Here is a 25,373-nt window from a genome sequence, read left to right on the forward strand (position 1 = left end):
AACAGTTATTGTTTTTGAAGCAAGGCCATGTAAAATCCGTCGTAACCACTCTTGGAAGCGTATACTTTGTTTTCCTTGATCAAGGAAAATTCGGTTCCTGCTTCCGTGGCCAAAAACTGATTTACCTGTTCGCTGTTTTCCTGGGGTAGTACGGAACAGGTAGCATAGACCATCTGCCCACCTTTTTTGAGTATTTTACTGTAATTCTGCAAGATTTCCTGCTGTACGCCCATGATTCTATCGATGAATTCGGGTACCAGTTTCCATTTTGAGTCAGGATTTCTGCGAAGTACACCAAGCCCGGAACATGGGGCATCCAGTAACAAACGATCTGCGCTGTTGTGAAGCTTTTTGATGGTTTTATTGGATTCTATGACACGAGTTTCAACATTGTGCACCCCATTTCGTCGTGCGCGGACCTTGAGTTTCTTAAGTTTACTTTCGTAAATATCCAATGCAATCAATTGACCCTTATTCTGCATTTGGGCCGCCAAATGAAGGGTTTTTCCCCCAGCACCGGCACAAGCATCCACAACACGTTGTCCTGGTTTTACATCCAAATAGGGTGCAACCAATTGGGAAGAAGCATCTTGTACTTCAAATAGACCATCCTTAAAACTCTCTGTGGTGAATACGTTTTTACGTTCTTTGAGTTTTAAAGCGTACGGATAATCCGGAATGGTTTCTGTTTCAATCTCATGCTCTTGCAGTGCGGTACCCAGACCTTCTCTTTGGATTTTAAGTGTATTGGTGCGGAGGATTACTTCCGCTTGTTTGTTCAATGCTGCAATCTCTTTTGTCCAAAGTTTATCCCCCAAGGATTTCTCGCCAAGTTGGTCCATCCAATCGGGAATGGATTCCCTATACTTCCGAATTTTGGATAATTCATCAAACCTACCTTTAATGCGGCGCTCAGGGGTGCCTTCCAACTGTTTCCAATCTGGAATTCGGATACCTTTCAATACACACCAAACCGCAAACAAACGGAACAGATGAGGCCTAGTATAGGGTTCCTTTACCTCTGCGATTTCAGCATATAGTCGTTTCCATCGAACGATATCATAGGTGGTTTCTGCTATAAATCCACGGTCCCTTGCGCCCCAACGTTTGTCATAGCGCAATACTTTTTCAATGACTTTATCGGCATATTCGTTTTCATTGAAAATCAAATTCAAGGCATCAATTACTGCAAAAACAAGGTTTCTATGTAGGCGCATCAAATTATTTTAAGCATGCAAAGGTATGGTTTCTAAAAGGATTACCTGTAGTTTTGAAAAAACCATATTCCGTGAGATACCTATCTATTATTTTAGTTCTGTTGCTATTAATTGCGTGTTCTCCAATAGAACAAAACAAAAATATCACCTCTGTAGAATGGATGATAGTATTTAATGATTCTACCAGTATCCGAGCTATTGAATTCATAGATACCCAAACATTGGCATTTGCAGGTAGTAATGGGTTTTTTGGCACTGTGGATGTACAATCACAAAACGTTCGGTCCAATATACAAGTGCATGATACTTTAACACCTGGTTTTAGGGCTATTGCATGCACTAAAAACGATTTTTTTATGCTTTCAGCTGGTAATCCAGCATTGTTGTATAAGACTGGTAACAATGGAACCATGGAATTGGTATACAAGGAGGAAGGTGAAGGTGTATTCTATGATTCCATGCAATTTTGGGATGACGAAAATGGGATTGCAATTGGTGACAGTATGCATGGATGCCTGTCCATTATCCTTACACGCGATGGTGGAAAAAGCTGGAATAAGGTGGCGTGTTCCGAGCTACCCTCTTCTGAATCTGGTGAAGGCGCATTTGCTGCAAGTAATACTAATATTTCCATTTTTGGAAGCAATGCGTGGATTGCTACCACCGCAGGAAATGTATACAAGTCTGATGATTTTGGAAAAACATGGTCAGTGGTTAAAACACCAATAACCCATGAATTGCCAACCCAAGGCATATATTCCATGGATTTTTACGATAATAAGCTGGGCTATGCCATTGGTGGGGATTATACTCAACCAGATTCCAATTCCCGTAATAAAATTAGAACCCAAGATGGGGGCCTTACTTGGCAGACTGTGGCTGATGGATTGGAACCAAATTATAAAAGCTGTGTACAATTTGTCCCTAATTCCAATGGGGATAAGTTGGTTGCAGTAGGTTTTACAGGTGTCAGTGTTTCCAACGATGGGGGAGAACAATGGGATAAAATTAGTGATGAAGGTTTTTACTCCATTCGATTTTTAAATGACTCCATTGCCTATGCTTCCGGCAGGTACAAAATTGCAAAACTCACGTTTAAATAAAATAGCGGTGCAAAGCACCGCTATTTGAACTAACAACTAATTAAACCAACGTTATACGGTGACAACTACGTAGTGTCGTCCCGATTTTTTATACCAGACACCTCTGTATTTGTAGAGTTTTCTCCCGTTTACAACCACCACCCTCCTTGCGCTAGGTAATCGTCTTACCTTTATTCCTCTTGGCGCTGCACAGACCACATATCTTTTGCCACGGGCTTTGTACCATATCCCGTCAGCAAAATAAAAATTTGTCTTATTATGAACGACCACCTTTGGCTTATGTATGGTTGTCACCACTGTGCCGTGTTTGGGATAGACTTTTACTACAGTTCGTTGTGCACTTGCAACTATAGTTCCTAAAAGAGCCATTGTTATCATTAGGGTTTTCATTGTTTTCATAATGTAGATTTTAATGGGTTTTGATTCTTTGACTATAAATAGTTTGAAGGGTTTAATAAAAAAAGGAGCCAATTGGCTCCCTTTTTATGTATTTCATCGAATAGGTGTTTATCCACTATTTCTTCGCTTACGCATTTGTTGCAGCAACCGTTTTTTAAAATCTTCTTCAGCCTTTAGCAATAGAAGTGTTTTCTTGGGAGAAATAACATCCCTGATTTCTTCTAGAAACTCCTTTTCGGCCTCGTATTTGGCTTTCTGTATCGTATTGTATTGTTGCAATAAAGTTGCGGACTCATTGCTTGACAATTCTTCAATGAAAGCAATTCGTGAACGCAGCTCCAATCGTTCTTTTCTTCGAATCGTTTCCAGTTTGGCCTCATAGGCATTATATATGGGCCAAAAATTCTGCGCTTCACTACTAGTTAGATTTACCCTTTCGGTTATGAACGCTATCTTCAATGTTCTGATGCGTTCACGTGCAGGTCCCTGTGCGGTCATACTTGATGAAACCAGGACAAACGCCAATACTATAAACAGATTCTTAATCATAATTTTCATAATCCAAATTTAGGTCTTCCAAATCATCCACATTTTCATCTAGATATTCCAAAATGTTTTCGTCTTCCAAATTGGTCTCCAATACATCATTTAACTCTAATTCCTGTAAATCCAATACTTCCGCTATTTCATAGGTGGATAATGCATAGTCGGTAGATTCAAAGTAATCGGTGATTTCGGTACTTGCCAAATCATCAATGGTTAGTTTGGATTCATTATTCCAAATCAACCCAAAAAATAGAATAAGTACGGCAGCAACAGCAGTAATCCTATAGTATATCTTTCGGGAACCATTGAATTGAATAACCTTGGTGTCCTTTGTTTTGAGCTTTTTGAAAACAGATTGTGGGAGTCCTTCGAAATAACCTTCCGGAATAGTAAAACCATCCGATTCAGGAATGAGGGATGTTGATTTGATGTTCTCTTCCTCATGGATTTTGTCCATTAAACGGTCGTGAAAACTATCAAAGTAGCCCTCTGGAGTTTTGAATTTATTTTTTTTGTTCTCCTCCATCTTTTTTGGTTAGACCAAATTAACCAGCAATAGTTTAATTGCTCTTAAGATACGTTTCAATTTTTTTAACTGCCAGGTGGTAGGAACTTTTTAAGGCGCCTACCGATGTTTCCAGTGCCACTGAGATATCTTCGTACTTCATGTCCTGGTAATATTTCATGTTGAATACTAATTTCTGCTTGTCTGGGAGCGTTGCCAATGCCTTTTGCAATTTCAGTTGGATCTCGTCGCCTTCAAAATATACATCGGACTCCAATTTTTCCACCATTGCTGTTTTCAGTTCCCCATCGCTGATACCAGCCTTTTTTGATTTTTGCTTGAGAAAGGTCAGTGATTCATTGGTTGCAATTCTGTACATCCAAGAATATAGTTTACTGTCACCTTTAAATCCGTCAATATTTCGGTATACTTTAATAAAAGTATTTTGAAGAACGTCATCAGCATCATCGTGGTCCAATACAATTCTTCGGATATGCCAATAGAGTCTTTCTTTGTAAGTGTTTACCAACACTTCAAAGGCCTTGGCTTGACTTTCCTTATGCTTAAGCTCTTCTACTAAGGTTTCCTCAGTGATCAAATTTTTGTCGATTTGATACTATGACCACTAAGGTAACGAAAGGTTTAATCAACAGCTGACAAATTATGCCAAGCGAGTATATTGTTATCAACGACCAGAGAAGGAATTAAAGGGAGAAGGATTGCATTTCGACCAGCTTTTTGTAACCCTTGCCTAGTTTCATGAGCTCTTCATGTGTACCCTGTTCTTCGATTTTGCCTTTACTAATAACTACAATGGTATCGGCATTTTGAATTGTGGACAAGCGATGCGCAATAACCAAGGAAGTTCGGTTTTGCATCATTTTCTCTAAAGCGTCCTGCACCAACCTTTCGCTTTCGGTATCCAAAGCTGAAGTTGCTTCATCCAAAATCATAATTGGTGGATTCTTAAGAACGGCCCTAGCGATAGACAAACGCTGTTTTTGACCACCACTAAGTTTATTACCACTGTCCCCAATATTTGTGTTATAACCATTTGGCAATTCCATAATGAAATCATGTGCATTAGCAACCTTAGCAGCCGCTATGATTTCTTCTTCTGACGCATTTTCTTTTCCAAGTCCGATGTTGTTCCTCACCGTATCGTTGAACAAAATGGAGTCCTGGGTTACCAACCCTAGAAGTCCGCGAAGGGATTTTTTGGTGATATCCTTTATGTTGTTTCCATCAATACAGATTTCACCTTTGTTCACATCATAAAAGCGAGTAACGAGATTGGCAATCGTGCTTTTACCGCTTCCAGATTGACCTACCAAGGCAACCGTGTGTCCCTTGGGAACCACAAGATTGAAATCCTCCAACACGTAATCATCTTCATATTTAAAACTGACCTGATTTAGTTGAATATCAGTATTAAAATTAGATTTTTCGATAGCAGATGCTTTATCCTCAATGGGGTTTTCCGATTCCAGAATTTCCAAAACCCGTTCCGCTGCTGCATTACCCTTTTTAACTGAATAGGAGGCCTTACTAATTGCTTTTGCGGGCGTAAGAATATTATATGCCAATCCCATATACGCAATAAATGAAGCTGCATCCAAACTTCCTTCTATCAACACCAATCTTCCCCCGAACCAAAGCAGGATCCCAATGACCAATATTCCTAAAAATTCGCCTGTTGGCGAGGCAAGATTCTGTCTGTTCAGCAATGAGTTGGAAAAATGGAAAAAACGATCTGTTGATTTTTTAAAAGTGTTGAAAAACCGCGATTCGGAATTAAAAGCTTTGATAACACGTAAACCACCTAAGGTTTCCTCCACAATAGATAAAAATTCACCTTGCTCTCGTTGGACCTTGTCTGACTTACGTTTTAATGACTTTCCAATTCGTGAAATAAGCATCCCAGCTATAGGAATAAAAACAAAAACAAAGATGGTGAGTTTCACGCTGATCAAAAACATGACCATTATCGTGAAAAGTATGGTCAAAGGCTCACGAACGATCAATTCCAAGATGGATAAAAATGAATGTTGAATTTCCAACACATCAGAAGTGATCCTTGCAATTACATCTCCTTTCCTTTTTTCGGAAAAGTAGGAGATGGGTAGATCCACGATTTTGGAGTACATCTTGTTCCGAATGTCCTTAAGGACACCATTTCTTAAAAAGGTAATGAAATACATGGCCAAATAATTGAACACGTTTTTTAATAAAAACAGTGCCAATACCAACCCGACTACCAGAACCAGACCTTTCATTGGGTCCTCCCCAGAGTATTGGGTGACCTGGTAGTTCATATAGTCCATAAAGTAATCCTTCGCTTTTCCAATCCCCTCAAAATTGGGAGGTGCGCTCAATTGTTTGGTCTTGTCAAACAAAACGTTGAGCATTGGTATCAATGCTGCAAAAGATAATGCACTGAAAAGCGCATATAGAATATTGAAAAAAATGTTCAGAAAGCCATATTTGCGGTAGGGTACCGCATAACGGAGAATCTTCTTAAAGTAATTCATTCACTACAAGTTCAATTCGGAAACAATGCCTTCTAATTTGGCATCCAACTGCGAATTTACGGATTTGTAATCTGCTGCATTTTCCAGTGTGGTATTCGTGCTCATGTAAAACTTCACTTTTGGTTCAGTTCCACTGGGTCTAGCTGCAATTCGGGTACCATCTTCGGTTTCGTAGATAAGTACATTGGATTTTGGAAGGTCAATGGCCTTTTCCTCACCAGTCTGCACATTTTTAGCTAACGATGTGTTATAATCTTCAATCCAAACCACTTTAGAACTTTGAACAGTTTCTACAGGGTTCTCTTTGAAATCTTTAAGCATTTGCTTGATTTCTTCGGCACCACTGATGCCTTTTTTTGTCAAGGAAATTAATTTCTCTTTGTAAAATCCGAAACTCACATAACTATTGATGAGTTCTTCATAAAAGGAGCTGCCTTCTGCTTTGGCGTCAGAACCTATTTCGCAGGCAAGTAGAGTGGAGGTGACCGCATCTTTATCGCGTACAAAGTCTCCCACCATATACCCAAAACTCTCTTCACCACCACCTAGGAATTTGGAATCCGGAAAATCCTTGATCATTTTTCCAATCCATTTAAAACCGGTAAGTGCCGTTTTGAATTCCACGCCATAAGCTTTGGCCATCTGTTCCATCATTGGAGTGGAGACAATGGTTGAAGCAACAAATTCATTTCCTTTGAGTCCTTTTTCCTTGTATTTGTCCAAAAGGAACTTGGTCATCAAAATCATGGTCTGATTACCATTCAGCAGTTCCATTTTTCCTTCTAGGTTTCGAACAGCAATCCCCAATCGATCACTGTCTGGGTCCGTACCTACAACCATGTCTGCGCCAATTTCCTCAGCTTTTGCAATAGCCATGGCCAATGCAGCCGGCTCTTCAGGGTTTGGTGATTCCACAGTGGGGAAAGCACCATTAGGCTCCGCTTGTTCTGCTATCACGGTTACATTATTGTAGCCAGCCCTTTTCAAAACTTCAGGAATAGCGGTAATAGAAGTTCCGTGCAAAGAAGTGAATACAATTTTAAAGTCATCTTTGCCTTTGGCATTGAAATTTCCATTGGCTAACGAAGCTTCAAAAAAGGCTTCATCAACATCCTTATCAATTAGGGTAATTAAATCTGGATTGGCATCGAATTGAATATCCTCAAAAGACAGCGAATCAATTTCCGCAATGATCTCTCCGTCTTGCGGTGGAACGATCTGGCAGCCATCTGACCAATATACCTTATACCCATTATATTCTGGAGGGTTATGGGAAGCTGTAAGCACAATTCCAGCATCACATCCCAAATGTCTTACTGCAAATGAAAGCTCAGGGGTAGTCCGTAATTCTGAAAACAAAAATACCTGTATCCCATTTGCGGAAAAAACTTCAGCAACGGTTTTGGAAAGTGTATCAGAATTATGTCGGCAATCATAGGCAATCACCACCTTGATTTCCTTGTTCCCATGAACCTTTTTAAGGTAGTTACTCAATCCTTGGGTATTCTTGCCAAGTGTATATCTGTTGATACGATTAGTTCCAACGCCCATTACACCACGCATACCTCCTGTGCCAAATTCCAAGTTTTTGTAAAACCGCTCTTTGAGCTCTTCAGAGTCGTTTGCGATTAGATGTTGTATTTCATTTTTGGTTTCTGAATCGAAAAAATCGGTAAGCCAAGTTTGGGCAATTGAAGTGATGGAATCCATGTAAAGAATAGTGATTAAATACGGGGTAAAAGTACGAAGAATCTGTAATTACAGGACGCTAAACGTTAATTTTATTGGAGATGTTGTAGCGTGTATCATTTTTCCGCGAACGAACCATAATCTCTCCCAAAAAGCCTGCTAGAAAGAGTTGCGTTCCGATAATCATTGCGGTCAAGGCAATATAGAATTGCGGGCGCTCTGTAATAAGTCTTCCTGTTGGGTTCAAAAACAACTTATCAATACCAAGGTAAAGCGAGAAACCAAATCCAACCACAAACATGAAAACTCCTAATGCGCCAAATAAATGCATGGGCTGCCTCCCGAATTTGGAGACAAACCAAATTGTGATCAAATCCAGGAAACCGTTTATGAAGCGCTCTGCCCCGAATTTGGTATGCCCATATTTCCTGGCCTGATGTTGCACGACCTTTTCGGTGATTTTAGAAAAACCAGCATTTTTGGCCAATACAGGTATGTAACGATGCATATCTCCGGACACCTCAATGTTTTTAACCACCATTTGATCAAATGCTTTGAGTCCGCAATTAAAGTCATGTAACCGAACACCAGAGGTTCGTCTAGCCGCCCAATTGAACAATTTAGAAGGTAAATTTTTGGCAATGACAGAATCGTAACGTTTCTTTTTCCATCCTGAAACGATGTGATATCCTTCCTCCTTGATCATTTTGTAGAGCTCAGGAATTTCCTCCGGATTATCCTGTAAGTCGGCATCCATGGTGATGACTACTTCTCCTTGTGCTGCATGAAAACCGGCATGTAGTGCCTGCGATTTTCCGTAGTTCCTTAAAAATTGAATTCCTTTCACATTGGAATTCTTTTGTGCCAAGGCCTGTATGGATTGCCATGAGCCATCGGTACTGCCGTCATCAATGAAAATTACCTCATAAACAAAATGATTGGATTGCATCACGGATGCAATCCAATCATGAAGTTCAGTAAGGGATTCCTTTTCGTTTAATAAAGGGATAACAATGGAAATTTGCATTGATATGTTCTGGAATTCCCCTCAAAAGTAGCATTTTTTGACTTAGTATGCTGGCTTGTCCTTTTTCATGATCAAGCCGGCAATAAGGCTTACTACGAAACCCCAAATCACGGATATGATCATGAAAACTGCCATGATCACCCAGAAGAAACGCTTTTGCATTTCAATTCCTTGATCTGCCTGTTCTGCAGTTAAATTAGGATTTTGTTCCATCATTTTTTGCCTTCCAATCTCATATGCCTCTTCCATGAAATTAGGTTCGATGACATTTGAAAAAATCAAAAAATAAATTGTTCCTACTACAAAACTAATCGCAGCTACTCCAGCTCCCATTTTAAAGGCTTCAATGAGATTCAGATAACCTGAATTGGCTTTTTTGTATTGCATTATTGCAAGTACAACAAATAAGGCAACAATTGAGAACTGAACGGCTTGGATGCCGAATCCTTGTTCATGTTGCATACCGGCAATATAAAGCATTAGTGAAAAGACGATACCTGCTAGTCCAGCTAGAGCACCGAAGTTAAGTGAGAACCGACTCACTTTTGGTTGATTTTCTTCCATTATGAAAAAATTAAGGTTGTTAGCAGTTTGTTAGTGACCTTTGTGAAGGATTTGTTACAATTAAAATTAGAATTTTTCTTTTTTACTGAAATTAGGTTGGCATTATAAAAGAAATGATTAAATTTGCACCTCGAAAATTCTGAGATTAAGTATTAAAGGCGATGAGAAAAGGTATACACCCGGAAAATTATAGATTGGTAGCGTTTAAGGATATGTCCAATGATGACGTATTCATCACTAAATCTACCGCTGAAGCAAAGGAAACTATCACCGTTGATGGCGTAGAATATCCTTTGGTAAAATTGGAAATCTCCAGAACTTCGCATCCATACTATACTGGTAAGACCAAATTGGTTGATACAGCTGGTAGAATTGACAAATTCAAAAATAAGTACAAGAAATTCAGCAAAGACGAAAAGAAAGCCGAATAGGCAGAAATTTCTTAATAATATAATGACGCCCTTGATTTTTTATCATGGGCGTTTTTTATTTTTATAGCAGAAACTACGAACTACTAACATGAATTATATTTTAGCTGACGGCCCAAGAAGGGATGCTCTTCTGCCGTTCACATTTACCCGCCCAGTGGCCGAAGTACGAATTGGTATCTTGACCATCCGTGAGAAATGGGAAAAACATCTACAAACCCAAGTTAGTTTTAAAACCGAGGCTTATTTAGCGGAGAAATACCCATTGGTAACTGCACCGGACAATGTCGTAATCATTTCGTCCATAGTACCAACCAAGGAATTTGTGGATTTGGTGACATCGCTAAAAAAGAACCAAGCCATTTCTTATCAAGAAAATATTGTTGCTTACCGCACCGAAGCGCCGGAGCTAGAAAATGATATCTCTTCGTATGAGGTAATTGATTTTCAAGGATCCTTGATTACTGTAGACTATACCTGGGATATTTTTTCTAAAAATGGAGAAGCGCTACAGCAGGACTTCGATTTTCTAACCCAAGGCCGAAAAAGTGTCCCTATATCGAATACCAATAAGGTTATAGCTCCAGAGAATATATTTCTGGAAGAAGGCGCGAGCGTAGAACACAGTATTTTAAATGCATCCAAAGGTCCTATTTATATAGGTGCCAACGCGCAAATATGGGAAGGTGGACTAATTCGCGGTGCTTTGGCTTTATGTGACAATGCTATTGTGAAAATGGGTGCCAAGATTTATGGACCGACCACTGTTGGTCCTCATGGGAAAGTGTGTGGTGAAATCAATAATTCAGTGATTTTTGGTTATTCCAGTAAAGGTCACGAAGGTTATTTAGGAAATGCAGTTTTAGGGGAATGGTGCAACATTGGTGCGGATTCCAATAATTCGAACCTCAAAAACAACTATGCCAAGGTTCGCATGTGGAATTATGATACGCAAAAATTTGATCATACTGGTCTTCAATTTTGTGGTCTTATGATGGGAGATCATAGTAAAACGGCAATCAACACTATGTTCAATACCGGGACCGTAATTGGTGTTAACTCCAATATCTATGTCCCAGGATTTCCAAGGAACTTCATACCAAGTTTTAGTTGGGGCGGAGCATCTGGATTTTCAACTTATATGCCTAAAAAGGCCTTTGAAGCTGCAAAGGTTATGATGGCAAGACGTGGTAAAGAATTCAATGCCGTGGAAGCCAAGATTTTGGAACATGTATTTGAGTTGACCAAAAAATGGAGAAATTATTGATTGTCCTATTAAGATATTGGGTCATTAAACGCTAACTCGTTATCTGCTAACTTATTTCTATATTTGTAGCCCTTATTTTTTAATGTTGAATGAATAAGAAAGTTGCCTTTTATACCTTAGGTTGTAAGCTTAATTTCTCCGAAACTTCCACTATTGCCAGAAGTTTTGAAAAGGAGGATTTTGATCGTGTGGATTTTACGGAAACGGCGGATATTTATGTGATCAATACCTGTTCGGTAACCGAAAATGCGGACAAGCGTTTTAAGACCATTGTAAAACAGGCGCAACAAAAAAACCCAGAGGCTTTTGTGGCCGCAGTTGGCTGCTATGCACAGCTAAAACCTGAAGAGTTGGCGGCTGTGGATGGTGTAGATTTAGTTTTAGGCGCTACAGAAAAATTCAAGATTACCGACTACCTAAATGATCTGTCCAAAAATGTGCAGGGTGAAGTCCATTCTTGTGAAATAGCAGATGCAGATTTTTATGTGGGCAGTTATGCCATTGGCGACAGAACACGTGCATTTTTAAAAGTTCAGGATGGTTGTGATTATAAATGTACCTATTGCACCATACCATTGGCAAGAGGTATTTCAAGAAGCGACTCCTTGGAAAACGTGCTAAAAAATGCTTCGGAAATTGCTTCCAAGGATATTAAGGAAATTGTATTGACTGGTGTCAATATTGGCGATTACGGCAAGGGTGAGTTTGGGAATAAGAAACACGAACATACTTTTTTGGATTTGGTGAAGGCTTTGGATGATGTTGAAGGAATTCATAGGTTACGCATCTCTTCCATTGAGCCCAACTTATTGAAAAATGAAACCATAGATTTTGTGGCGCAAAGCAATTCCTTTGTACCTCATTTTCATATACCACTTCAAAGCGGCTGTGACGAAATCCTTAAAAAAATGCGACGCAGGTACCTTACCAATCTTTACGTGGATAGGGTTAAACGTATTAAGGAAACCATGCCACATGCCTGTATTGGTGTTGATGTTATTGTTGGTTTTCCTGGCGAAACTGAAGCTCAATTTTTGGAAACCTATCAATTTCTAAATGAGTTGGATATCTCTTACTTGCATGTATTCACCTATTCTGAACGTGACAATACCTTGGCTGCGGATATGGAAAATGCAGTACCAAAGAATGTTAGAAGCAAGCGGAGTAAAATGCTTAGGGGTTTATCAGCGAAAAAACGCCGAGCGTTTTATGAAAGTCAATTGGGTACTATGCGTACTGTTCTTATTGAAGGAGAGAATAAATCGGGATACATACATGGCTTTACAGAGAACTACGTAAAGGTAAAGGCGCCATGGAACCCAGAATTGGTGAATACGTTACACCAAGTTGAGCTTTCCAAGATTGATGAGGATGGTCTGGTTCGTTTTGAATTTGTTTCACAAAAAGTCATCGCATAAAAAAACCCCCAAATCTGGAGGTTTTCAATTAGTCAGTTTGTTGTTTTTAGATGCGTATTCCAACAGGAAGCATCTCCTTGTACTGTCTGTTCTTTCTTAAAAAACCTGCAATGTGAGGGCTGGTTGGGACCACTCGTAGGTTCTTTTCTTGGATTTCATGCAAAACGGCTTTAATAAAAGTTTCTTTAAAACCTTCTTGTGTAATTTCCTCAGGGATAACCAATTTGGTCAAAAATACTTTGCGTTCTTGAGAGGAATACTCAATTTTAGCCAAATGTCCATCAACCCTAGTTTCAAATTGGCGTAAGAAACTATTGTCATTAATTTCCATTTCTGTCATATAGTATTGTTTTAAAATTGACATAGCACATTACCGAAGTGGTAATATTTAATTGTCCTTTTGGTATTTTGTTCAAATTCAATGGGGCTTATTGCAAAAGGGACACAAAATTAGTCAAAATTTTGTTAATTTCCTAGTTCAAACGAGATTAGGTAAGAAATGCCCCAACCTAAAATCCATGTTTATTTGATGCCAGGGATGGCTGCCAATCCTTCGATTTTCGATGGCCTAAAATTGCCTGAGGAACAATTCGTATTGCATCGTCTTGAATGGTTCCTGCCGGAAAAAGGCATGAACTTTTCCGAGTATGCGAAAAAAATGGCCTCCAAAATCAAACACGATTCCCCTGTTTTGTTGGGTGTTTCTTTTGGTGGGCTTTTGGTTCAGGAAATGGCTCAATTTGTTTCCGCAAAACGGGTTATTGCCGTTTCCTGTGTTAAGCACCATTCAGAATTGCCTAAAAAAATGTTGTTCGCGAAATATACAAGGGCTCACAAGCTACTGCCCACGGGGTTGGTGAACAATGTTGAACTTTTGGCGCGCTACGCTTTTGGTGAAAAAGCAACCAAAAGATTGGAGCTTTATGAGCAATACTTGTCCGTTCGGGATAAACGCTATATAGATTGGGCTATTGATAGCATTGTGAATTGGAAACAAAAGCATTCACCGTCTACTTTGGTTCACATTCATGGGACAAAGGATGCGGTCTTCCCAATTGATAAAATCAAAGAGTGTATCGCTGTCAAAAATGGAACACACACCATGATCATTCATCGTGCGCGATGGTTTAATGAGCATCTTCCGGCAATTATTTTAGAAGAAGGAAGTTCTATATAGTATATTTATCCAAACAATACGGTATTCTATGAAACAGATAAAAAATATTTTGGCCGCAATAGGGCTTATGGTAGTAGTGGGTAGTTTGATTTTTGCAGTACAATCCACACCTAATGAAAAAGCTGAGGTCAAGACAGCAGGGGAAAGTGATGGGATTGCTAAAAGTGTTTCAGATGGTTATCAAATCAGTGCTATAGAAATACCAGAAGACTTGAACTTTGCCGGAGAATCCGTGCCGTTGGATGATCCTGAAATATTGGAACGTGTTGATCGTGAGTTTTTGGTGAATACCTATTGGCAATCCAATGCACTATTATTGATGAAACGCGCCAATAAGTACTTTCCAGTAATTGAGCCCATATTGGCAAAAAACGGCATTCCTGATGATTTTAAATATCTAGCAGTGGCAGAAAGTGGATTGCAAAATGTAGTGTCACCTGCTGGTGCAACAGGCTTTTGGCAGATTATGAGGGCTACCGGACGAGAATACGGTTTAGAGGTCAATGCCAATGTTGATGAAAGATACCATGTAGAGAAAGCTACACAGGTTGCGTGTGAGTATTTAAATAAATGGAATAAACGATTTGGAAGTTGGACCTTGACAGCTGCTGCATATAATGCAGGCCCTGCAGGTATCCAAAAATATATGAACATACAAAAGGCGGATGATTACTATGATCTTCTTTTAGGTGAAGAAACCAGTCGCTACGTATTTCGTATCATGGCCATAAAGGAAATCATCTCAAATCCAGACAAATATGGTTTTGCGGTCCAAAAAGATGACCTTTATCAGGCTGTGCCCACATTTTCGGTTGATGTGGATACAGCGGTTTCTAATTGGGCAGATTTTGCCAAGGATTATGAAATCAGCTACAAGGTGTTGAAAAGACATAATCCATGGTTGCGGGAACCACATTTGAACAATGCCTCTCGAAAAAAATATGTGGTTGAGATTCCGAATAAAGGATACTATCGGGAAACCAAATAAAGATTAAATCTTTTTCATTTGCTGCTGCATCATTTTGATCTGTTCAGACAGCATATTATTCTTATCCAACTTTTTTGCCTCTTGTAGTAATTGAGTGGCCTCTCTCTTTCTGCGCTTTTGCATGGAGATTCCAGCCAAACTTAGTTTGGCCATTGCCAAATCATAATCCATGGTCAACCCAAATTTGATGGCCTTTTTGAAGTATTTTTCAGCTTGGGTAAGATTTTTTTGTGAATAGATGATTCCGTGAAGGTAATTGTAATACCCTTGTTGTTTTTTAATCAGGGCAGTCTCAGGATTCTTTATTTTGGTAAGCCATTTCTGCGTTCCTTCCATATCTTGTTTACGCATCCGAAGAAAAGCCATCAAAATCATTTCATTCCTAAAATATAGGAAGATGAAAATCAGGGATAGTAGAATCAAGGCAATGCCGTTGCCAATGTAACCTTCTATAAACTGATACACAGCATAGGCATTGATAAGAACGGCAATTACGAGTTTTATATTTTTATTGAACATTATAGTAGAAATTAGTCCTGATTTCAGGAGGAGGCAAAAGTAGTGAAAACAAAATTAAATATTTTTTATTTCCACTTGTTAAAGTAAAAACTCTTCGTATATTTGCGCGCAGAATTTTTGAGGAAGAAAAACCTTCCGAACGTAAATCCATTAAAAAAGTTCCGAAATGAAAAGAACGTATCAGCCGTCAAAAAGGAAGAGAAGAAACAAACATGGTTTTAGAGACCGCATGGCGACTGCCAATGGTAGAAAAGTTCTTGCTAGAAGAAGAGCTAAAGGAAGAAAAAAACTAACTGTTTCATCCGAGCCAAGACATAAAAAATAATGAACAATAAATCGTTCATAATTAAAGGTGTTACTTTTCTAAGTAACACCTTTTTTTTGGACTTTCGTAAAATCAACGAGTAACACCCTATAGAATGCCGAAAAGAAAAGATTTAAAATCCATTTTGATTATTGGTTCTGGCCCTATCATCATCGGTCAGGCATGTGAGTTTGATTATTCCGGTTCCCAATCACTTAGATCCTTAAGGGAGGATGGTATTGAAACCATCTTGATCAATAGCAATCCCGCTACGATCATGACAGATCCTACCATGGCGGATCACGTGTATTTGAAGCCATTGAATACCAAATCTATCATTGAGATTTTAAAGAATCACCCAAATATTGATGCGGTATTGCCAACAATGGGTGGCCAAACGGCTTTGAACCTTTGTATTGAAGCAGACGAAAAAGGCATTTGGGAAGATTTTGGTGTTGAAATCATTGGGGTAGATATAGATGCTATCAACATTACTGAAGACCGTGAAAAGTTTAGGGAGTTGATGCTGAAAATAGGAATTGGAATGCCACCTCAGGCTTCCGCAACCTCTTTTCTTAAGGGTAAGGAAATTGCCCAAGAATTTGGATTTCCACTGGTTATTCGTGCTTCATTTACCTTGGGTGGGGCAGGAGCTTCTATTGTTTATGACCCAGAGGATTTTGATGAATTATTGAGTCGAGCCTTGGAAATTTCACCAATCCATGAGGTAATGATCGATAAGGCCTTGATGGGATGGAAAGAATATGAGTTGGAGTTATTGCGTGATAAAAACGACAATGTGGTCATTATTTGTACCATTGAAAATATGGATCCTATGGGGATTCATACAGGAGATTCAATAACTGTAGCTCCTGCAATGACGCTATCAGACCGCACGTTCCAAAGAATGCGGGACATGGCAATTCATATGATGCGAAGCATCGGGGATTTTGCCGGCGGGTGTAACGTACAATTTGCCGTTAGTCCTAATGAAAAGGAAGATATCATTGCTATTGAAATCAATCCTAGAGTTTCTCGTTCTTCAGCTTTGGCATCCAAAGCAACAGGTTATCCTATTGCCAAAATAGCTTCAAAGTTAGCGATTGGTTATACTTTGGATGAGTTGGATAATCAAATCACACAGTCCACATCAGCATTGTTCGAGCCCACTTTGGATTATGTTATCGTAAAAATTCCAAGATGGAACTTTGACAAATTTGAAGGTTCAGACCGAACGCTTGGATTACAGATGAAGTCTGTTGGAGAAGTTATGGGAATTGGGAGGTCATTCCAGGAAGCATTGCACAAGGCTACCCAATCTTTGGAAATAAAGCGAAACGGCTTGGGTGCTGATGGTAAGGGATACAAGGATTACGATAAAATTATAGGGAAGTTGAAAGTTCCTAGTTGGGATCGCGTATTTGTTATTTATGATGCGATTCAATTGGGTATTCCGTTGAAGACGATTCACGATATTACCAGAATTGATATGTGGTTCTTGAAGCAATACGAAGAACTACATTATCTGGAACAGGAAATCTCCAAGTATACGATAGAAAGTTTACCAAAGGCACTTCTTTTGGAAGCCAAGCAAAAAGGTTTTGCTGACAGACAGATTGCCCATATGTTGGATTGCTACGAAAGCGAGGTGCACAAGAAAAGAATGGCCTTAAATATAAATAGGGTATACAAACTTGTTGATACTTGTGCCGCGGAGTTTAAGGCGATGACACCGTATTATTACTCCACTTTTGAAGAGGAAATCGAAACCGCCGATGGGACTCGATTTGTTGCTAATGATAGTGAAGTGACCGACCGCAAGAAAATTGTGGTATTGGGCTCAGGTCCAAACCGAATAGGTCAAGGTATTGAATTCGATTATTGTTGTGTTCATGGCGTTTTGGCTGCTGCTGAATGCGGCTATGAAACAGTAATGATCAACTGTAACCCCGAAACCGTATCAACGGATTTCGATACCGCAGACAAACTCTATTTTGAACCCGTATTCTGGGAACATATTTATGACATCATCCTTCATGAAAAACCAGAAGGAGTCATAGTTCAACTTGGGGGTCAGACCGCCTTGAAATTAGCTGAAAAATTAGACCGATACGGCATCAATATCATCGGTACTAGTTTTGAATCTCTGGATTTGGCTGAAGATAGGGGAAGTTTTTCTACCTTGTTGAAAGAAAACAATATCCCTTACCCGCGATTTGGTGTAGCTGAAACGGCTGATGAGGCCTTGGAACTTGCGGACGAATTGAATTTCCCGTTACTAGTAAGGCCATCTTATGTTTTAGGCGGTCAGGGAATGAAAATTGTCATCAACAAAGAAGACCTGGAGGCCCATGTTGTTGATTTATTGCGTAGCATCCCAAACAACAAGTTACTTTTGGATCATTATTTGGATGGTGCTATTGAAGCGGAAGCGGATGCGATTTGTGATGGTGAAGACGTATACATTATCGGTATTATGGAGCATATTGAACCATGTGGTATACATTCAGGGGACTCCAATGCCACTTTGCCACCATTCAACTTAGGTGAATTTGTGATGCAGCAAATCAAAGATCACACAAAAAAGATAGCCCTAGCTTTAAATACCGTTGGACTCATCAATATTCAATTTGCCATAAAAGACGATGTGGTTTATATCATTGAGGCTAATCCTAGAGCTTCACGAACAGTACCATTTATTGCGAAAGCCTATGGTGAGCCTTATGTAAATTATGCCACTAAGGTAATGTTAGGCGAGAAGAAGGTGAAGGACTTCGAATTCAACCCGCAATTAGAAGGTTACGCCATCAAACAACCGGTGTTTTCATTCAATAAGTTCCCTAACGTCAATAAGAATTTAGGTCCAGAAATGAAAAGCACCGGCGAAAGTATATTGTTTATTGATAGTCTTAAGGATGATGATTTCTACAATCTGTACTCCAGAAGAAAAATGTATCTGAGCAAATAATACTAGCTTATTCTTGGTATCCACATGCCCATGGTGGCGGCAAAGGTTCCCAATGCCGTAATTAGGGTAAATACCACTAACGAAACGAACATGACTGCCTTCAAATTGGAGGCAGTTTTTCTTTTACTGATCCTATAGAGTTCATAAACAGCCAATGGAATGATATATTGACCAAAGCCTAGAAACACCAGAAACGGACCTCTAAACGTCTCCATATCAAAACCAACGGGACCGCCATTCACAAATAACCAGAACATTAGACCTATTCGGAAAAACCAAACACCGCCCATGGCAAGGAACAGCCGCATTACCCATTGACTATGGGATAAAAAATCCCGCTTCATCGCCGTACGAAGCGCCAATACTGCGAAGAGCAAGATCAATATCCCATTTAAACTAACACTGATATCGCCAACTAGGCCACTTATAGTGCCTTTGGCGATGACCATATAGATGCCGCTAAGACTTAAAAGGAAGGCCGCAGTTATATAGAACCGACCACTCCAACGGTGCAGTGTTGGTATTTTTTTTCGTAGTTGTGGGATAAATTGCATTGGACCCCCAAAAAGCACGATTACTGCAAAAAGAAGGTGTGTTGCTACCGCCAAATTCCCCATTGTTTCTCCTTCAACATAACCATGTGGAAGCACTCTATTCCATTTCATAAAATCTCCGTCCATTGCCGCTCCTCCATAAAATAAGGCAACATAGGCCGCAAATATCCATTGACCTAAAACGGTCACTATAAACCAAATTTTGGAAGTTTTATCCAATAGTGCATTGGACCAAATTGTTCTTTTTTCCCCAACAAGGGAAGTTTTATTTATCGTAGACATGAAGTATTGTTTAGTTGTTGGTGTGGTCTTTTATAACCTCTGGCGTAGCAAATCCTTTAAATAATAGCCACCCCATAAAAAGGATGAGATGAATGCCGTTTTGCGAGTAGAAATAAAAGCTCACGTCCAATTTGAAAATATTGGCCCAAGAAGCTGAAAAGACAAGTGTCATGGCCAACATTCCCCAGATAGCAAGCCAAGCTGGAATGTATTTGCTTTTTAGCAGAAAGTAGTAGAATAAGAAAGTAGCTGTCGCGTAGCTAATGAGTGCCAGAAAGTGAGAGCCGTAGTAATCCTCTATTTTCAAATCCCCCAAGGTCATTAAAACATCTGCAGGAAAACCTGTTTCAAGAGCGTAATGTTGCGCCAATTCCAGTAAAGATAGCGTGCTGATGTCTCCGTAGATTACAATGCCAAAGTTGATCAGCCAAATACTTAAGATTGCCAATGCAAGTTTAATATCATATTCCTTGATCCGCTTGAACAAGAGTAGCACTATAGCTAGCCATATAGTACTTGACAAAATGTCCAGAACTACCGCATATCTTGTATTTAAGGCATTTTCGTAAAGCAGCTGTAAATAATTAGGGTCTGATGTATCTAAGCCGCTAAGGCCCCTCAAGCTCAAGGATGGTACACCTACTGCTATGACCAATACCAGCAGAATCCCAACTATTCTTCCAAGTTTTTGATTTGATTTCATGATGTTCGTTTTTTGATTGATGAAAACGGATGGTACGCTGTGAATACCATCGCGTATAATTGATTGATGATGAAATGTTGTTGTAGTTTAAAGTATGCCCCGCTTTAAATCAAACATGGGTTTGAGGTAGTTTTGTATCACATAGCCCCAAGGAATCACCAGGGTATCTATAATAACCGCAGTGATGCAAATTGCATAGAAGGATTCGGCTTCCGGGGTTATGGCCCCCGTTAATTTCATTGGCGGATATACCGTTAATGCCCATGTTGCTTTATAGCCCAACTGCAAAAGGATCAAGGGTAGCATTTTTACAGGATAGCGTATACCTAAACCCATTAATGTGGCGTATACCGCCCAAAAACTGAACGCTACACCTTCCAAATACCCCAATGGTTCAGCAGGCTGCAAGAGATATGCCCATGCCTCATAGGCCAAACCTATGAAGGTGAGGAAGTAAAGTCCACGCATGAGCCATAATCTCCATTTTGGTGGTTGTTTCCCTAGATTAGGGACAAGTTTTTCTTCTGTTGGTTTCATGATTGTCCGTCTTTTGATTGATGATTGATGATTGATTGATAATGATTGTTCGTTTTTTGATTTTGTTATTCTTCCATTATTTGAATGTTTTTGATTTTGCCATTAAGATTCACTTTTCCACTCGTCAAATTTTTATAGAGGACTTCGCTGAAATCGATATCCAAATCCGCAGAGCAGGCGTCCATTAATTCCAAATACAAGTACTCACCTTTTAAGGTGTTCTCGGATTTAAAATAGACTTGGGAGGTTAACATCAGAGAATCCAATTGTGGTGTTCCCAGTTGTATCAACACCGTATCTTTTTTCCGTATATCCTTTAGCATTTGAATATCCAATCTATTGTTGTCCACTATAGTTTGAATTGAATCCATTACATAATCTGGTGCAGTTATCTTCAAATAGGGACTGTCAGATTGTTCAAATACCAGAGTGAATTTCCCAATTGCTTTTAGCGATGTAAATGCTCCCGGTGTTCTTTGTTCTTCCAGTATTTCTGTTGATTTCAACTTGGCTTTTTCGGATTTTACACTGCGATGCACTGCAAATTGAAAGAGCAGGGAGAAAAAGAAAACGGAGATCAACGCTCCCAATAAAAGAAGGTTACTTTTTTTCATTTTTCTGTTCGTTGTAAGCGTTTTTCAATTCCGTGAAAGAAATATTCAGCAAATCCATTTTTTTGAAGACATCCGGTAAGCTTTGTTCTAAAAATTCCTTTCGCTTGATTTCCAATACTTTGGAATATCCGTCTTCTGCAACGAAATAACCAATGCCACGCTTGTTATAGATAACTTCAAGATCTTGCAGGTAGTTGAATGCCCTTATGGCGGTGTTAGGATTGACTTCAACCATCATGGCCACTTCCCGTACAGATGGAATCCTGCCGCCTTCCTGCCAATCTTTTATCAATATGTTTTCGTAAAAGAATTCCACAATTTGTAAATAAATGGGTTTGCTATTGTCAAAATCCATCCTATACCTCCTTTTCTTTCATCTTAAAGTAGGCTACGACTAGCATGAATGGTCCAAACAACAAACCGTAAAACCATCTCCCCACGGTCGAAAAATCAGCTCCTATAAAGGATACCGATGCCATTCCATTTTTTGGCATGACATCGAAGCCACCGTTTAGAAGACCAAAAAGTATCAAATGGAAAACTATAAACCCAAGTGTTAGCAAGCCTAAAGCAAGCAATGTTTTCACGAGTCTGTTTTTTGCAAATGTCATTGCACCAACCATGAATATAGGTTGGATGAACAAATACACCCCTACAATGCTCCAATAGGACGAAGAGAATAGGGCCAATGGATCTAGGTTTGCACCAAAAAGAATTCCTCCAACGAGTAATGCTATAAAGCCTACTGCTAGGGCAATGATTGAAATTGTCACTATATAGAGTAGGGTGGCAGTGATCCATTTGGATAGTAGACGTTCGGAGGTAGACACCGGCAAAGCCAAGTATAAATGATTGGTTTTAGGACTACTGAATTCACGGAATAAGGCAAAACTGAATAACAGACCCATTGGAATGAATACCAAAGTGAAAATTCCAACGAACTCCTCCGAGGTCAATTGCTTGTCCCAAATCATATTGAAAATGGAAAAAAGAAATATCAAAATGGCCGCTACGGCAAGACTGGAGGTAATCGTACCACGTAACAATAGCAAATCCCGTTTGATAAAAAGGAAAACCCTGGTGATGTTGAAACTTTGATTCATTTTAGGCGTGTTCCAATAATTGATTTATAGTTTGACGTTCTTGTAAAACGCCATTGAAAAGGAGCTCAAGATCCATTTCAGATTCATCTTTTTCTCCGCGTTTGACAATGGTTTTACCTCCAAATGCACCTTCCGAGTGCACTATTTCATTCTTATCCTGACCAGAGGCCCGTCCAAACCAAAGCACTTCCGAAATCCTTTGTAACGATTGGTTGAGCACAACTCTGGCATCATCAAGTATGATGACATGATTGATAAGACTGTGAAGGTCTCTCACCTGATGGGTTGATATCACGATGCATTGACCTTTGTCTACAGAAGCGGCCATAACTTTTCTGAATTGACTTTTGGATGGAATGTCCAAACCATTGGTGGGTTCATCCATCAATAATAAACTTGTATTTACAGCAATACCAAATGCAATTAAAACCTTCTTTTTCTGCCCGAAAGAGAGCGTTGGTATCGTTTTTAATGGATTGATATTGAATTCTTTGAGCAATGAATCAAAATGTTCTTGTGAAAAATTCGGGTAGAACTTTGAGTTCATTGTAGCAAAAGTATTGACAGATACAGCAGGGAGTTCAAAATCTTCAGGAACCAAAAATACTTCTTGTAGTACACTGGGATAACGTTGGGATGTCGGTATGTTGTCAAATCGGCATTCCCCAGATTTAGGATACAACAAACCCGTGATTACTTTGATCAGTGTGGTTTTCCCTTCGCCGTTTTTGCCAAATAAACCATAGATGTTGCCCGTATCTAGGTTTAAGTCAATGGACTTTAGCACTGATACTTGATTGGGATAGTTGAAATACAGGTCTCTGATATGCAACATTTATAGTGTATTAGATAACTAGAACACTACAAATGTAAATAAATATTTTGATCTGCCAAATCTTTAAGATAGTTTTGGGTCGTTCAAGTGTGGCTAATGGAAGGAGTGGGGCCATTGTGATGACCCCTTGGATGGCTTATTGCGATACGAATTCTGATAGTCTGTCAAATACGGACCCCCAACCATTGTAAAAGCCCATTTGTTCTTGTTGCTTGCAATATTCTTCGGTTTCATGTACACAATGAAACGTAAATTTAGTTGTATTGCCATTTGCTTCAAATAGGGCCTGGATTTCAACGCCCTCCGTCATTGGTTTAAAATTAGCAGTTGAAATGATACGCGCTTTTGGAACAATTTCCTTGTAAATGCCATCGGCTATAAACTCGCTTCCGTCCTGCATGGTCATGGCGTATTTCCAATTGCCACCTTCCTTGAATTCATGTTGTAGCACCTTGGTTTGCATGCCTTTTGGTCCCCACCAGTTTGCAATATGCTCAGGTTGTGTCCAAGCTTCCCATACGAGATCTAAGGGTGCATTGAATGTTCGTTCCAGTGTTAATGTTCGATTTTCAGGATTGTTCATCGGTCTTATTTTGTATTTGATTTAAGTAGTTTTCGAATGCATCTAGTTTGTCCTCCCACAGTTGTTTGTATTGATCAATCCAGAGAAATGCAGGAATCAGTTTTTTAGGCTGAATCAGACAATGGCGCTCCCTTCCTTTTTGGCTAAAGGCTATTATACCGCATTCCTCCAGTATTTTAAGATGCTTGGATATGGCAGGTCTGCTGACATTGAACTGCTCGGCAACCTCATTCACCGTAAGCACTTCCTTGGCCAACAATTGAATGATGTCTCTTCTAACGGGGTCTGCTATAGCTTGAAAAACATCACGTCTCATATTTAAGTAACCATTTGGTTACAAATATATATGTAACTATCTGGTTAAGCAAAAAAAATTGAGAAAAGGGTTTTCGATAAACCCTTTTTCCAATGAATTTATGAATTGGTTGCTTCCGCGATAGGCGTAAGTGTGCTAATTGCAACTCGATTCCATACGTTGATTGTGGATATGGCCATTACAATGTTGGCAAAGTAATGTGCATCAAAAAGTGATATGGCGTGTTGATAGGTTTCTTTGGTTAAACCGTGCTCGTGAATTTTTGTGATTTCTTCGGTCATTTTAAGAATCACCTGTTCTTCTTCCGAAAAGGTATCTGTATGCCACCATGCATCCAATAAATGCATCCGTTCATGTGATTCCCCCATTTTAATGGCTTCCTTGGTATGCATATCGATGCAAAAAGCACAACCATTGACTTGGGAGGCCCTGATTTTTATTAATTTGTAATGATTGGGTTGGAGCTTACTGTTTTGTAAATACCCTTCAAGACCGAAAATGGCTTGATACGCTTTTGGCTCAACTTCACTTATTTGGATTCTTGATTCCATGTTTTAAGATTTAATATTTGAATGCAAGTTAGCCTGCAGCCAAATGGATAAACTTAAACAGGTTTAAGAACGTTTTTTAGCGCGAATTTCACTAACGTACTCTGGGGTTAGTCCTAAGAAGGAAGCGATTAACTTTTGTGGTACACGTTGGGCAAATTCAGGGAAGTTTTCTGTAAAATGAAAATAGATTTCTTCTTTGGATAGGTCGTAGAGGTATCTCATTTTAACCAAAGAAGCACCATAAGCAATCTGGTATACCTTTCGAAAATAGCGTTCCATGATTGGATAATCCTCCAATAACGCTTTGTAATTTTCGCGACTTATTGCCAACACAGTTGTTTGGGTAACGGCTTGTATATTGAAATTCGTTTTTCCGCCTTTTTGGAATTGGAGAAAATCCGTTAACCACCATCCTTCTATAGCGAATTGAACTGTTCTTTCCGTGCCTTTTTCAGTAAGGAAATACATGTTCAAGCATCCGTCCAGTACAAAATAAAGTGTGTTACAGTGATGCTCAGCAGTTTGGAGCATCTCCTTTTTAGCTGATTTTTTAAGTTCAAAACGGTTTAAAACACTATCAAAGTCCGAAGGACTTAAATCCACATATTGCTTTATATGATCATAAAACCGATTCGTCATTACTTA

30 protein-coding genes are annotated in these 25,373 nt (G+C 39.3%); 8 read left to right on the forward strand and 22 right to left on the reverse strand.

Going from position 1 to position 25,373, the window contains the following annotated elements; all coding sequences use genetic code 11:
• Positions 1-5 precede the first annotated feature (5 nt).
• Positions 6-1,217 carry an RsmB/NOP family class I SAM-dependent RNA methyltransferase gene (locus M3P19_RS03070; RefSeq protein ID WP_249656150.1) on the reverse strand — a complete coding sequence of 404 codons (1,212 nt, stop codon included), beginning with the start codon at positions 1,215-1,217 and terminating at the stop codon, positions 6-8.
• Between the two features lie 71 nt (positions 1,218-1,288).
• Between M3P19_RS03070 and M3P19_RS03075 the strand changes: the two genes are divergently transcribed.
• Positions 1,289-2,320, forward strand: a complete 1,032-nt coding sequence (locus tag M3P19_RS03075; RefSeq protein ID WP_249656151.1) for a WD40/YVTN/BNR-like repeat-containing protein — start codon at positions 1,289-1,291, stop codon at positions 2,318-2,320.
• A gap of 51 nt (positions 2,321-2,371) precedes the next feature.
• Here the strand turns inward: M3P19_RS03075 and M3P19_RS03080 are convergent, their stop codons facing one another.
• The 8 genes from M3P19_RS03080 to M3P19_RS03115 all read right to left on the reverse strand — a co-directional run bounded on the left by M3P19_RS03080 (position 2,372) and on the right by M3P19_RS03115 (position 9,581).
• Positions 2,372-2,719 carry a DUF6515 family protein gene (locus tag M3P19_RS03080; RefSeq protein WP_249656152.1) on the reverse strand — a complete coding sequence of 116 codons (348 nt, stop codon included), beginning with the start codon at positions 2,717-2,719 and terminating at the stop codon, positions 2,372-2,374.
• A 108-nt stretch (positions 2,720-2,827) separates the two neighbouring features.
• Positions 2,828-3,277, reverse strand: a complete 450-nt coding sequence (locus M3P19_RS03085) for a hypothetical protein (protein WP_249656153.1) — start codon at positions 3,275-3,277, stop codon at positions 2,828-2,830.
• On the reverse strand, positions 3,261-3,791 hold the full coding sequence (locus M3P19_RS03090) for a hypothetical protein (RefSeq protein ID WP_249656154.1): 531 nt from the start codon (positions 3,789-3,791) through the stop codon (positions 3,261-3,263). The genes M3P19_RS03085 and M3P19_RS03090 overlap by 17 nt, the downstream gene beginning before the upstream one ends.
• Before the next feature lie 34 nt (positions 3,792-3,825).
• Complete coding sequence (locus tag M3P19_RS03095; protein WP_249656155.1) at positions 3,826-4,368, reverse strand: RNA polymerase sigma factor; 543 nt, start codon at positions 4,366-4,368, stop codon at positions 3,826-3,828.
• A gap of 106 nt (positions 4,369-4,474) precedes the next feature.
• Positions 4,475-6,301, reverse strand: a complete 1,827-nt coding sequence (locus M3P19_RS03100) for an ABC transporter ATP-binding protein (RefSeq protein ID WP_249656156.1) — start codon at positions 6,299-6,301, stop codon at positions 4,475-4,477.
• Positions 6,302-6,304: 3 nt separating this feature from the next.
• Positions 6,305-8,011, reverse strand: coding sequence for a phospho-sugar mutase (locus tag M3P19_RS03105; RefSeq protein ID WP_249656157.1), 1,707 nt, complete (start codon positions 8,009-8,011; stop codon positions 6,305-6,307).
• 58 nt (positions 8,012-8,069) lie between these two features.
• Positions 8,070-9,017 (reverse strand): glycosyltransferase family 2 protein, encoded by a 948-nt coding sequence (locus M3P19_RS03110; protein WP_249656158.1) that lies wholly within the window; start codon positions 9,015-9,017, stop codon positions 8,070-8,072.
• 42 nt (positions 9,018-9,059) lie between these two features.
• Positions 9,060-9,581 (reverse strand): DUF4199 domain-containing protein, encoded by a 522-nt coding sequence (locus M3P19_RS03115; RefSeq protein WP_249656159.1) that lies wholly within the window; start codon positions 9,579-9,581, stop codon positions 9,060-9,062.
• 161 nt (positions 9,582-9,742) lie between these two features.
• Between M3P19_RS03115 and M3P19_RS03120 the strand changes: the two genes are divergently transcribed.
• The 3 genes from M3P19_RS03120 (at position 9,743) to mtaB (ending at position 12,694) form a co-directional block, all read left to right on the forward strand.
• Entirely contained in the window at positions 9,743-10,012 is a 270-nt protein-coding gene (locus tag M3P19_RS03120) for a type B 50S ribosomal protein L31 (RefSeq protein ID WP_249656160.1), read from the forward strand.
• Between the two features lie 88 nt (positions 10,013-10,100).
• Positions 10,101-11,276, forward strand: a complete 1,176-nt coding sequence (locus M3P19_RS03125; RefSeq protein WP_249656161.1) for a GlmU family protein — start codon at positions 10,101-10,103, stop codon at positions 11,274-11,276.
• Positions 11,277-11,365: 89 nt separating this feature from the next.
• The gene (mtaB, locus tag M3P19_RS03130; protein ID WP_249656162.1) at positions 11,366-12,694 is read left to right on the forward strand and encodes a tRNA (N(6)-L-threonylcarbamoyladenosine(37)-C(2))-methylthiotransferase MtaB; all 1,329 of its coding nucleotides are present in this window, start codon (positions 11,366-11,368) and stop codon (positions 12,692-12,694) included.
• A gap of 46 nt (positions 12,695-12,740) precedes the next feature.
• Here the strand turns inward: mtaB and M3P19_RS03135 are convergent, their stop codons facing one another.
• Positions 12,741-13,034 (reverse strand): GNAT family N-acetyltransferase, encoded by a 294-nt coding sequence (locus M3P19_RS03135; protein ID WP_073176257.1) that lies wholly within the window; start codon positions 13,032-13,034, stop codon positions 12,741-12,743.
• A 159-nt stretch (positions 13,035-13,193) separates the two neighbouring features.
• Here M3P19_RS03135 and M3P19_RS03140 point away from each other — a divergent pair, with 159 nt between their 5' ends.
• Complete coding sequence (locus M3P19_RS03140) at positions 13,194-13,871, forward strand: alpha/beta hydrolase (RefSeq protein ID WP_249656163.1); 678 nt, start codon at positions 13,194-13,196, stop codon at positions 13,869-13,871.
• 28 nt (positions 13,872-13,899) lie between these two features.
• A complete protein-coding gene (locus M3P19_RS03145; protein WP_249656164.1) occupies positions 13,900-14,859 on the forward strand; it encodes a lytic transglycosylase domain-containing protein in 960 nt (319 codons plus the stop codon).
• A gap of 3 nt (positions 14,860-14,862) precedes the next feature.
• Here M3P19_RS03145 and M3P19_RS03150 read toward each other — a convergent pair whose 3' ends face one another.
• Entirely contained in the window at positions 14,863-15,378 is a 516-nt protein-coding gene (locus tag M3P19_RS03150) for a DUF2892 domain-containing protein (RefSeq protein WP_249656165.1), read from the reverse strand.
• 166 nt (positions 15,379-15,544) lie between these two features.
• On the opposite strand from M3P19_RS03150, the gene rpmH reads away from it, so the two are divergent.
• Positions 15,545-15,703, forward strand: coding sequence for a 50S ribosomal protein L34 (gene rpmH, locus M3P19_RS03155; RefSeq protein ID WP_249656166.1), 159 nt, complete (start codon positions 15,545-15,547; stop codon positions 15,701-15,703).
• Positions 15,704-15,797: 94 nt separating this feature from the next.
• Positions 15,798-18,650, forward strand: coding sequence for a carbamoyl-phosphate synthase large subunit (carB, locus tag M3P19_RS03160; RefSeq protein WP_249656167.1), 2,853 nt, complete (start codon positions 15,798-15,800; stop codon positions 18,648-18,650).
• A 2-nt stretch (positions 18,651-18,652) separates the two neighbouring features.
• Here the strand turns inward: carB and M3P19_RS03165 are convergent, their stop codons facing one another.
• From M3P19_RS03165 to M3P19_RS03215, 11 genes are all read right to left on the reverse strand, one after another.
• A complete protein-coding gene (locus tag M3P19_RS03165; RefSeq protein ID WP_249656168.1) occupies positions 18,653-19,486 on the reverse strand; it encodes a DUF2306 domain-containing protein in 834 nt (277 codons plus the stop codon).
• A 10-nt stretch (positions 19,487-19,496) separates the two neighbouring features.
• Positions 19,497-20,189, reverse strand: coding sequence for a DUF4386 domain-containing protein (locus M3P19_RS03170; protein ID WP_249656169.1), 693 nt, complete (start codon positions 20,187-20,189; stop codon positions 19,497-19,499).
• Positions 20,190-20,276: 87 nt separating this feature from the next.
• Positions 20,277-20,726 carry a hypothetical protein gene (locus M3P19_RS03175; RefSeq protein ID WP_249656170.1) on the reverse strand — a complete coding sequence of 150 codons (450 nt, stop codon included), beginning with the start codon at positions 20,724-20,726 and terminating at the stop codon, positions 20,277-20,279.
• 65 nt (positions 20,727-20,791) lie between these two features.
• Entirely contained in the window at positions 20,792-21,340 is a 549-nt protein-coding gene (locus tag M3P19_RS03180; protein WP_249656171.1) for a GIN domain-containing protein, read from the reverse strand.
• On the reverse strand, positions 21,327-21,695 hold the full coding sequence (locus tag M3P19_RS03185; RefSeq protein ID WP_249656172.1) for a GntR family transcriptional regulator: 369 nt from the start codon (positions 21,693-21,695) through the stop codon (positions 21,327-21,329). The genes M3P19_RS03180 and M3P19_RS03185 overlap by 14 nt, the downstream gene beginning before the upstream one ends.
• Before the next feature lies 1 nt (position 21,696).
• On the reverse strand, positions 21,697-22,443 hold the full coding sequence (locus tag M3P19_RS03190) for a hypothetical protein (protein WP_249656173.1): 747 nt from the start codon (positions 22,441-22,443) through the stop codon (positions 21,697-21,699).
• Position 22,444: 1 nt separating this feature from the next.
• The gene (locus M3P19_RS03195) at positions 22,445-23,278 is read right to left on the reverse strand and encodes an ABC transporter ATP-binding protein (RefSeq protein ID WP_249656174.1); all 834 of its coding nucleotides are present in this window, start codon (positions 23,276-23,278) and stop codon (positions 22,445-22,447) included.
• Positions 23,279-23,414: 136 nt separating this feature from the next.
• Positions 23,415-23,861: an SRPBCC family protein gene (locus M3P19_RS03200; RefSeq protein WP_249656175.1), complete on the reverse strand. Its 447-nt coding sequence runs from the start codon at positions 23,859-23,861 to the stop codon at positions 23,415-23,417.
• The gene (locus tag M3P19_RS03205) at positions 23,848-24,177 is read right to left on the reverse strand and encodes an ArsR/SmtB family transcription factor (RefSeq protein WP_249656176.1); all 330 of its coding nucleotides are present in this window, start codon (positions 24,175-24,177) and stop codon (positions 23,848-23,850) included. The genes M3P19_RS03200 and M3P19_RS03205 overlap by 14 nt, the downstream gene beginning before the upstream one ends.
• 98 nt (positions 24,178-24,275) lie before the next feature.
• Complete coding sequence (locus tag M3P19_RS03210; protein ID WP_249656177.1) at positions 24,276-24,728, reverse strand: carboxymuconolactone decarboxylase family protein; 453 nt, start codon at positions 24,726-24,728, stop codon at positions 24,276-24,278.
• A gap of 63 nt (positions 24,729-24,791) precedes the next feature.
• Positions 24,792-25,367, reverse strand: a complete 576-nt coding sequence (locus tag M3P19_RS03215; RefSeq protein ID WP_249656178.1) for a Crp/Fnr family transcriptional regulator — start codon at positions 25,365-25,367, stop codon at positions 24,792-24,794.
• Between the last annotated feature and the right edge of the window lie 6 nt (positions 25,368-25,373).

The sequence above is a fragment of the Flagellimonas spongiicola genome, assembly GCF_023502425.1.
GTDB classification, from domain to species: domain Bacteria; phylum Bacteroidota; class Bacteroidia; order Flavobacteriales; family Flavobacteriaceae; genus Flagellimonas; species Flagellimonas spongiicola.

Excerpts from the sequence above, each read along its gene's own strand:
- M3P19_RS03070 (WP_249656150.1), bottom strand. The coding sequence starts at position 1,217 with ATGCGCCTACATAGAAACCTTGTTTTTGCAGTAATTGATGCCTTGAAT.
- M3P19_RS03080 (WP_249656152.1), bottom strand. The coding sequence starts at position 2,719 with ATGAAAACAATGAAAACCCTAATGATAACAATGGCTCTTTTAGGAACT.
- M3P19_RS03085 (WP_249656153.1), bottom strand. The coding sequence starts at position 3,277 with ATGAAAATTATGATTAAGAATCTGTTTATAGTATTGGCGTTTGTCCTG.
- M3P19_RS03090 (WP_249656154.1), bottom strand. The coding sequence starts at position 3,791 with ATGGAGGAGAACAAAAAAAATAAATTCAAAACTCCAGAGGGCTACTTT.
- M3P19_RS03100 (WP_249656156.1), bottom strand. The coding sequence starts at position 6,301 with ATGAATTACTTTAAGAAGATTCTCCGTTATGCGGTACCCTACCGCAAA.
- M3P19_RS03105 (WP_249656157.1), bottom strand. The coding sequence starts at position 8,011 with ATGGATTCCATCACTTCAATTGCCCAAACTTGGCTTACCGATTTTTTC.
- M3P19_RS03110 (WP_249656158.1), bottom strand. The coding sequence starts at position 9,017 with ATGCAAATTTCCATTGTTATCCCTTTATTAAACGAAAAGGAATCCCTT.
- M3P19_RS03115 (WP_249656159.1), bottom strand. The coding sequence starts at position 9,581 with ATGGAAGAAAATCAACCAAAAGTGAGTCGGTTCTCACTTAACTTCGGT.
- M3P19_RS03120 (WP_249656160.1), top strand. The coding sequence starts at position 9,743 with ATGAGAAAAGGTATACACCCGGAAAATTATAGATTGGTAGCGTTTAAG.
- M3P19_RS03125 (WP_249656161.1), top strand. The coding sequence starts at position 10,101 with ATGAATTATATTTTAGCTGACGGCCCAAGAAGGGATGCTCTTCTGCCG.
- mtaB (WP_249656162.1), top strand. The coding sequence starts at position 11,366 with ATGAATAAGAAAGTTGCCTTTTATACCTTAGGTTGTAAGCTTAATTTC.
- M3P19_RS03135 (WP_073176257.1), bottom strand. The coding sequence starts at position 13,034 with ATGACAGAAATGGAAATTAATGACAATAGTTTCTTACGCCAATTTGAA.
- M3P19_RS03140 (WP_249656163.1), top strand. The coding sequence starts at position 13,194 with ATGCCCCAACCTAAAATCCATGTTTATTTGATGCCAGGGATGGCTGCC.
- M3P19_RS03145 (WP_249656164.1), top strand. The coding sequence starts at position 13,900 with ATGAAACAGATAAAAAATATTTTGGCCGCAATAGGGCTTATGGTAGTA.
- M3P19_RS03150 (WP_249656165.1), bottom strand. The coding sequence starts at position 15,378 with ATGTTCAATAAAAATATAAAACTCGTAATTGCCGTTCTTATCAATGCC.
- rpmH (WP_249656166.1), top strand. The coding sequence starts at position 15,545 with ATGAAAAGAACGTATCAGCCGTCAAAAAGGAAGAGAAGAAACAAACAT.
- carB (WP_249656167.1), top strand. The coding sequence starts at position 15,798 with ATGCCGAAAAGAAAAGATTTAAAATCCATTTTGATTATTGGTTCTGGC.
- M3P19_RS03165 (WP_249656168.1), bottom strand. The coding sequence starts at position 19,486 with ATGTCTACGATAAATAAAACTTCCCTTGTTGGGGAAAAAAGAACAATT.
- M3P19_RS03170 (WP_249656169.1), bottom strand. The coding sequence starts at position 20,189 with ATGAAATCAAATCAAAAACTTGGAAGAATAGTTGGGATTCTGCTGGTA.
- M3P19_RS03175 (WP_249656170.1), bottom strand. The coding sequence starts at position 20,726 with ATGAAACCAACAGAAGAAAAACTTGTCCCTAATCTAGGGAAACAACCA.
- M3P19_RS03180 (WP_249656171.1), bottom strand. The coding sequence starts at position 21,340 with ATGAAAAAAAGTAACCTTCTTTTATTGGGAGCGTTGATCTCCGTTTTC.
- M3P19_RS03185 (WP_249656172.1), bottom strand. The coding sequence starts at position 21,695 with ATGGATTTTGACAATAGCAAACCCATTTATTTACAAATTGTGGAATTC.
- M3P19_RS03190 (WP_249656173.1), bottom strand. The coding sequence starts at position 22,443 with ATGAATCAAAGTTTCAACATCACCAGGGTTTTCCTTTTTATCAAACGG.
- M3P19_RS03195 (WP_249656174.1), bottom strand. The coding sequence starts at position 23,278 with ATGTTGCATATCAGAGACCTGTATTTCAACTATCCCAATCAAGTATCA.
- M3P19_RS03200 (WP_249656175.1), bottom strand. The coding sequence starts at position 23,861 with ATGAACAATCCTGAAAATCGAACATTAACACTGGAACGAACATTCAAT.
- M3P19_RS03205 (WP_249656176.1), bottom strand. The coding sequence starts at position 24,177 with ATGAGACGTGATGTTTTTCAAGCTATAGCAGACCCCGTTAGAAGAGAC.
- M3P19_RS03210 (WP_249656177.1), bottom strand. The coding sequence starts at position 24,728 with ATGGAATCAAGAATCCAAATAAGTGAAGTTGAGCCAAAAGCGTATCAA.
- M3P19_RS03215 (WP_249656178.1), bottom strand. The coding sequence starts at position 25,367 with ATGACGAATCGGTTTTATGATCATATAAAGCAATATGTGGATTTAAGT.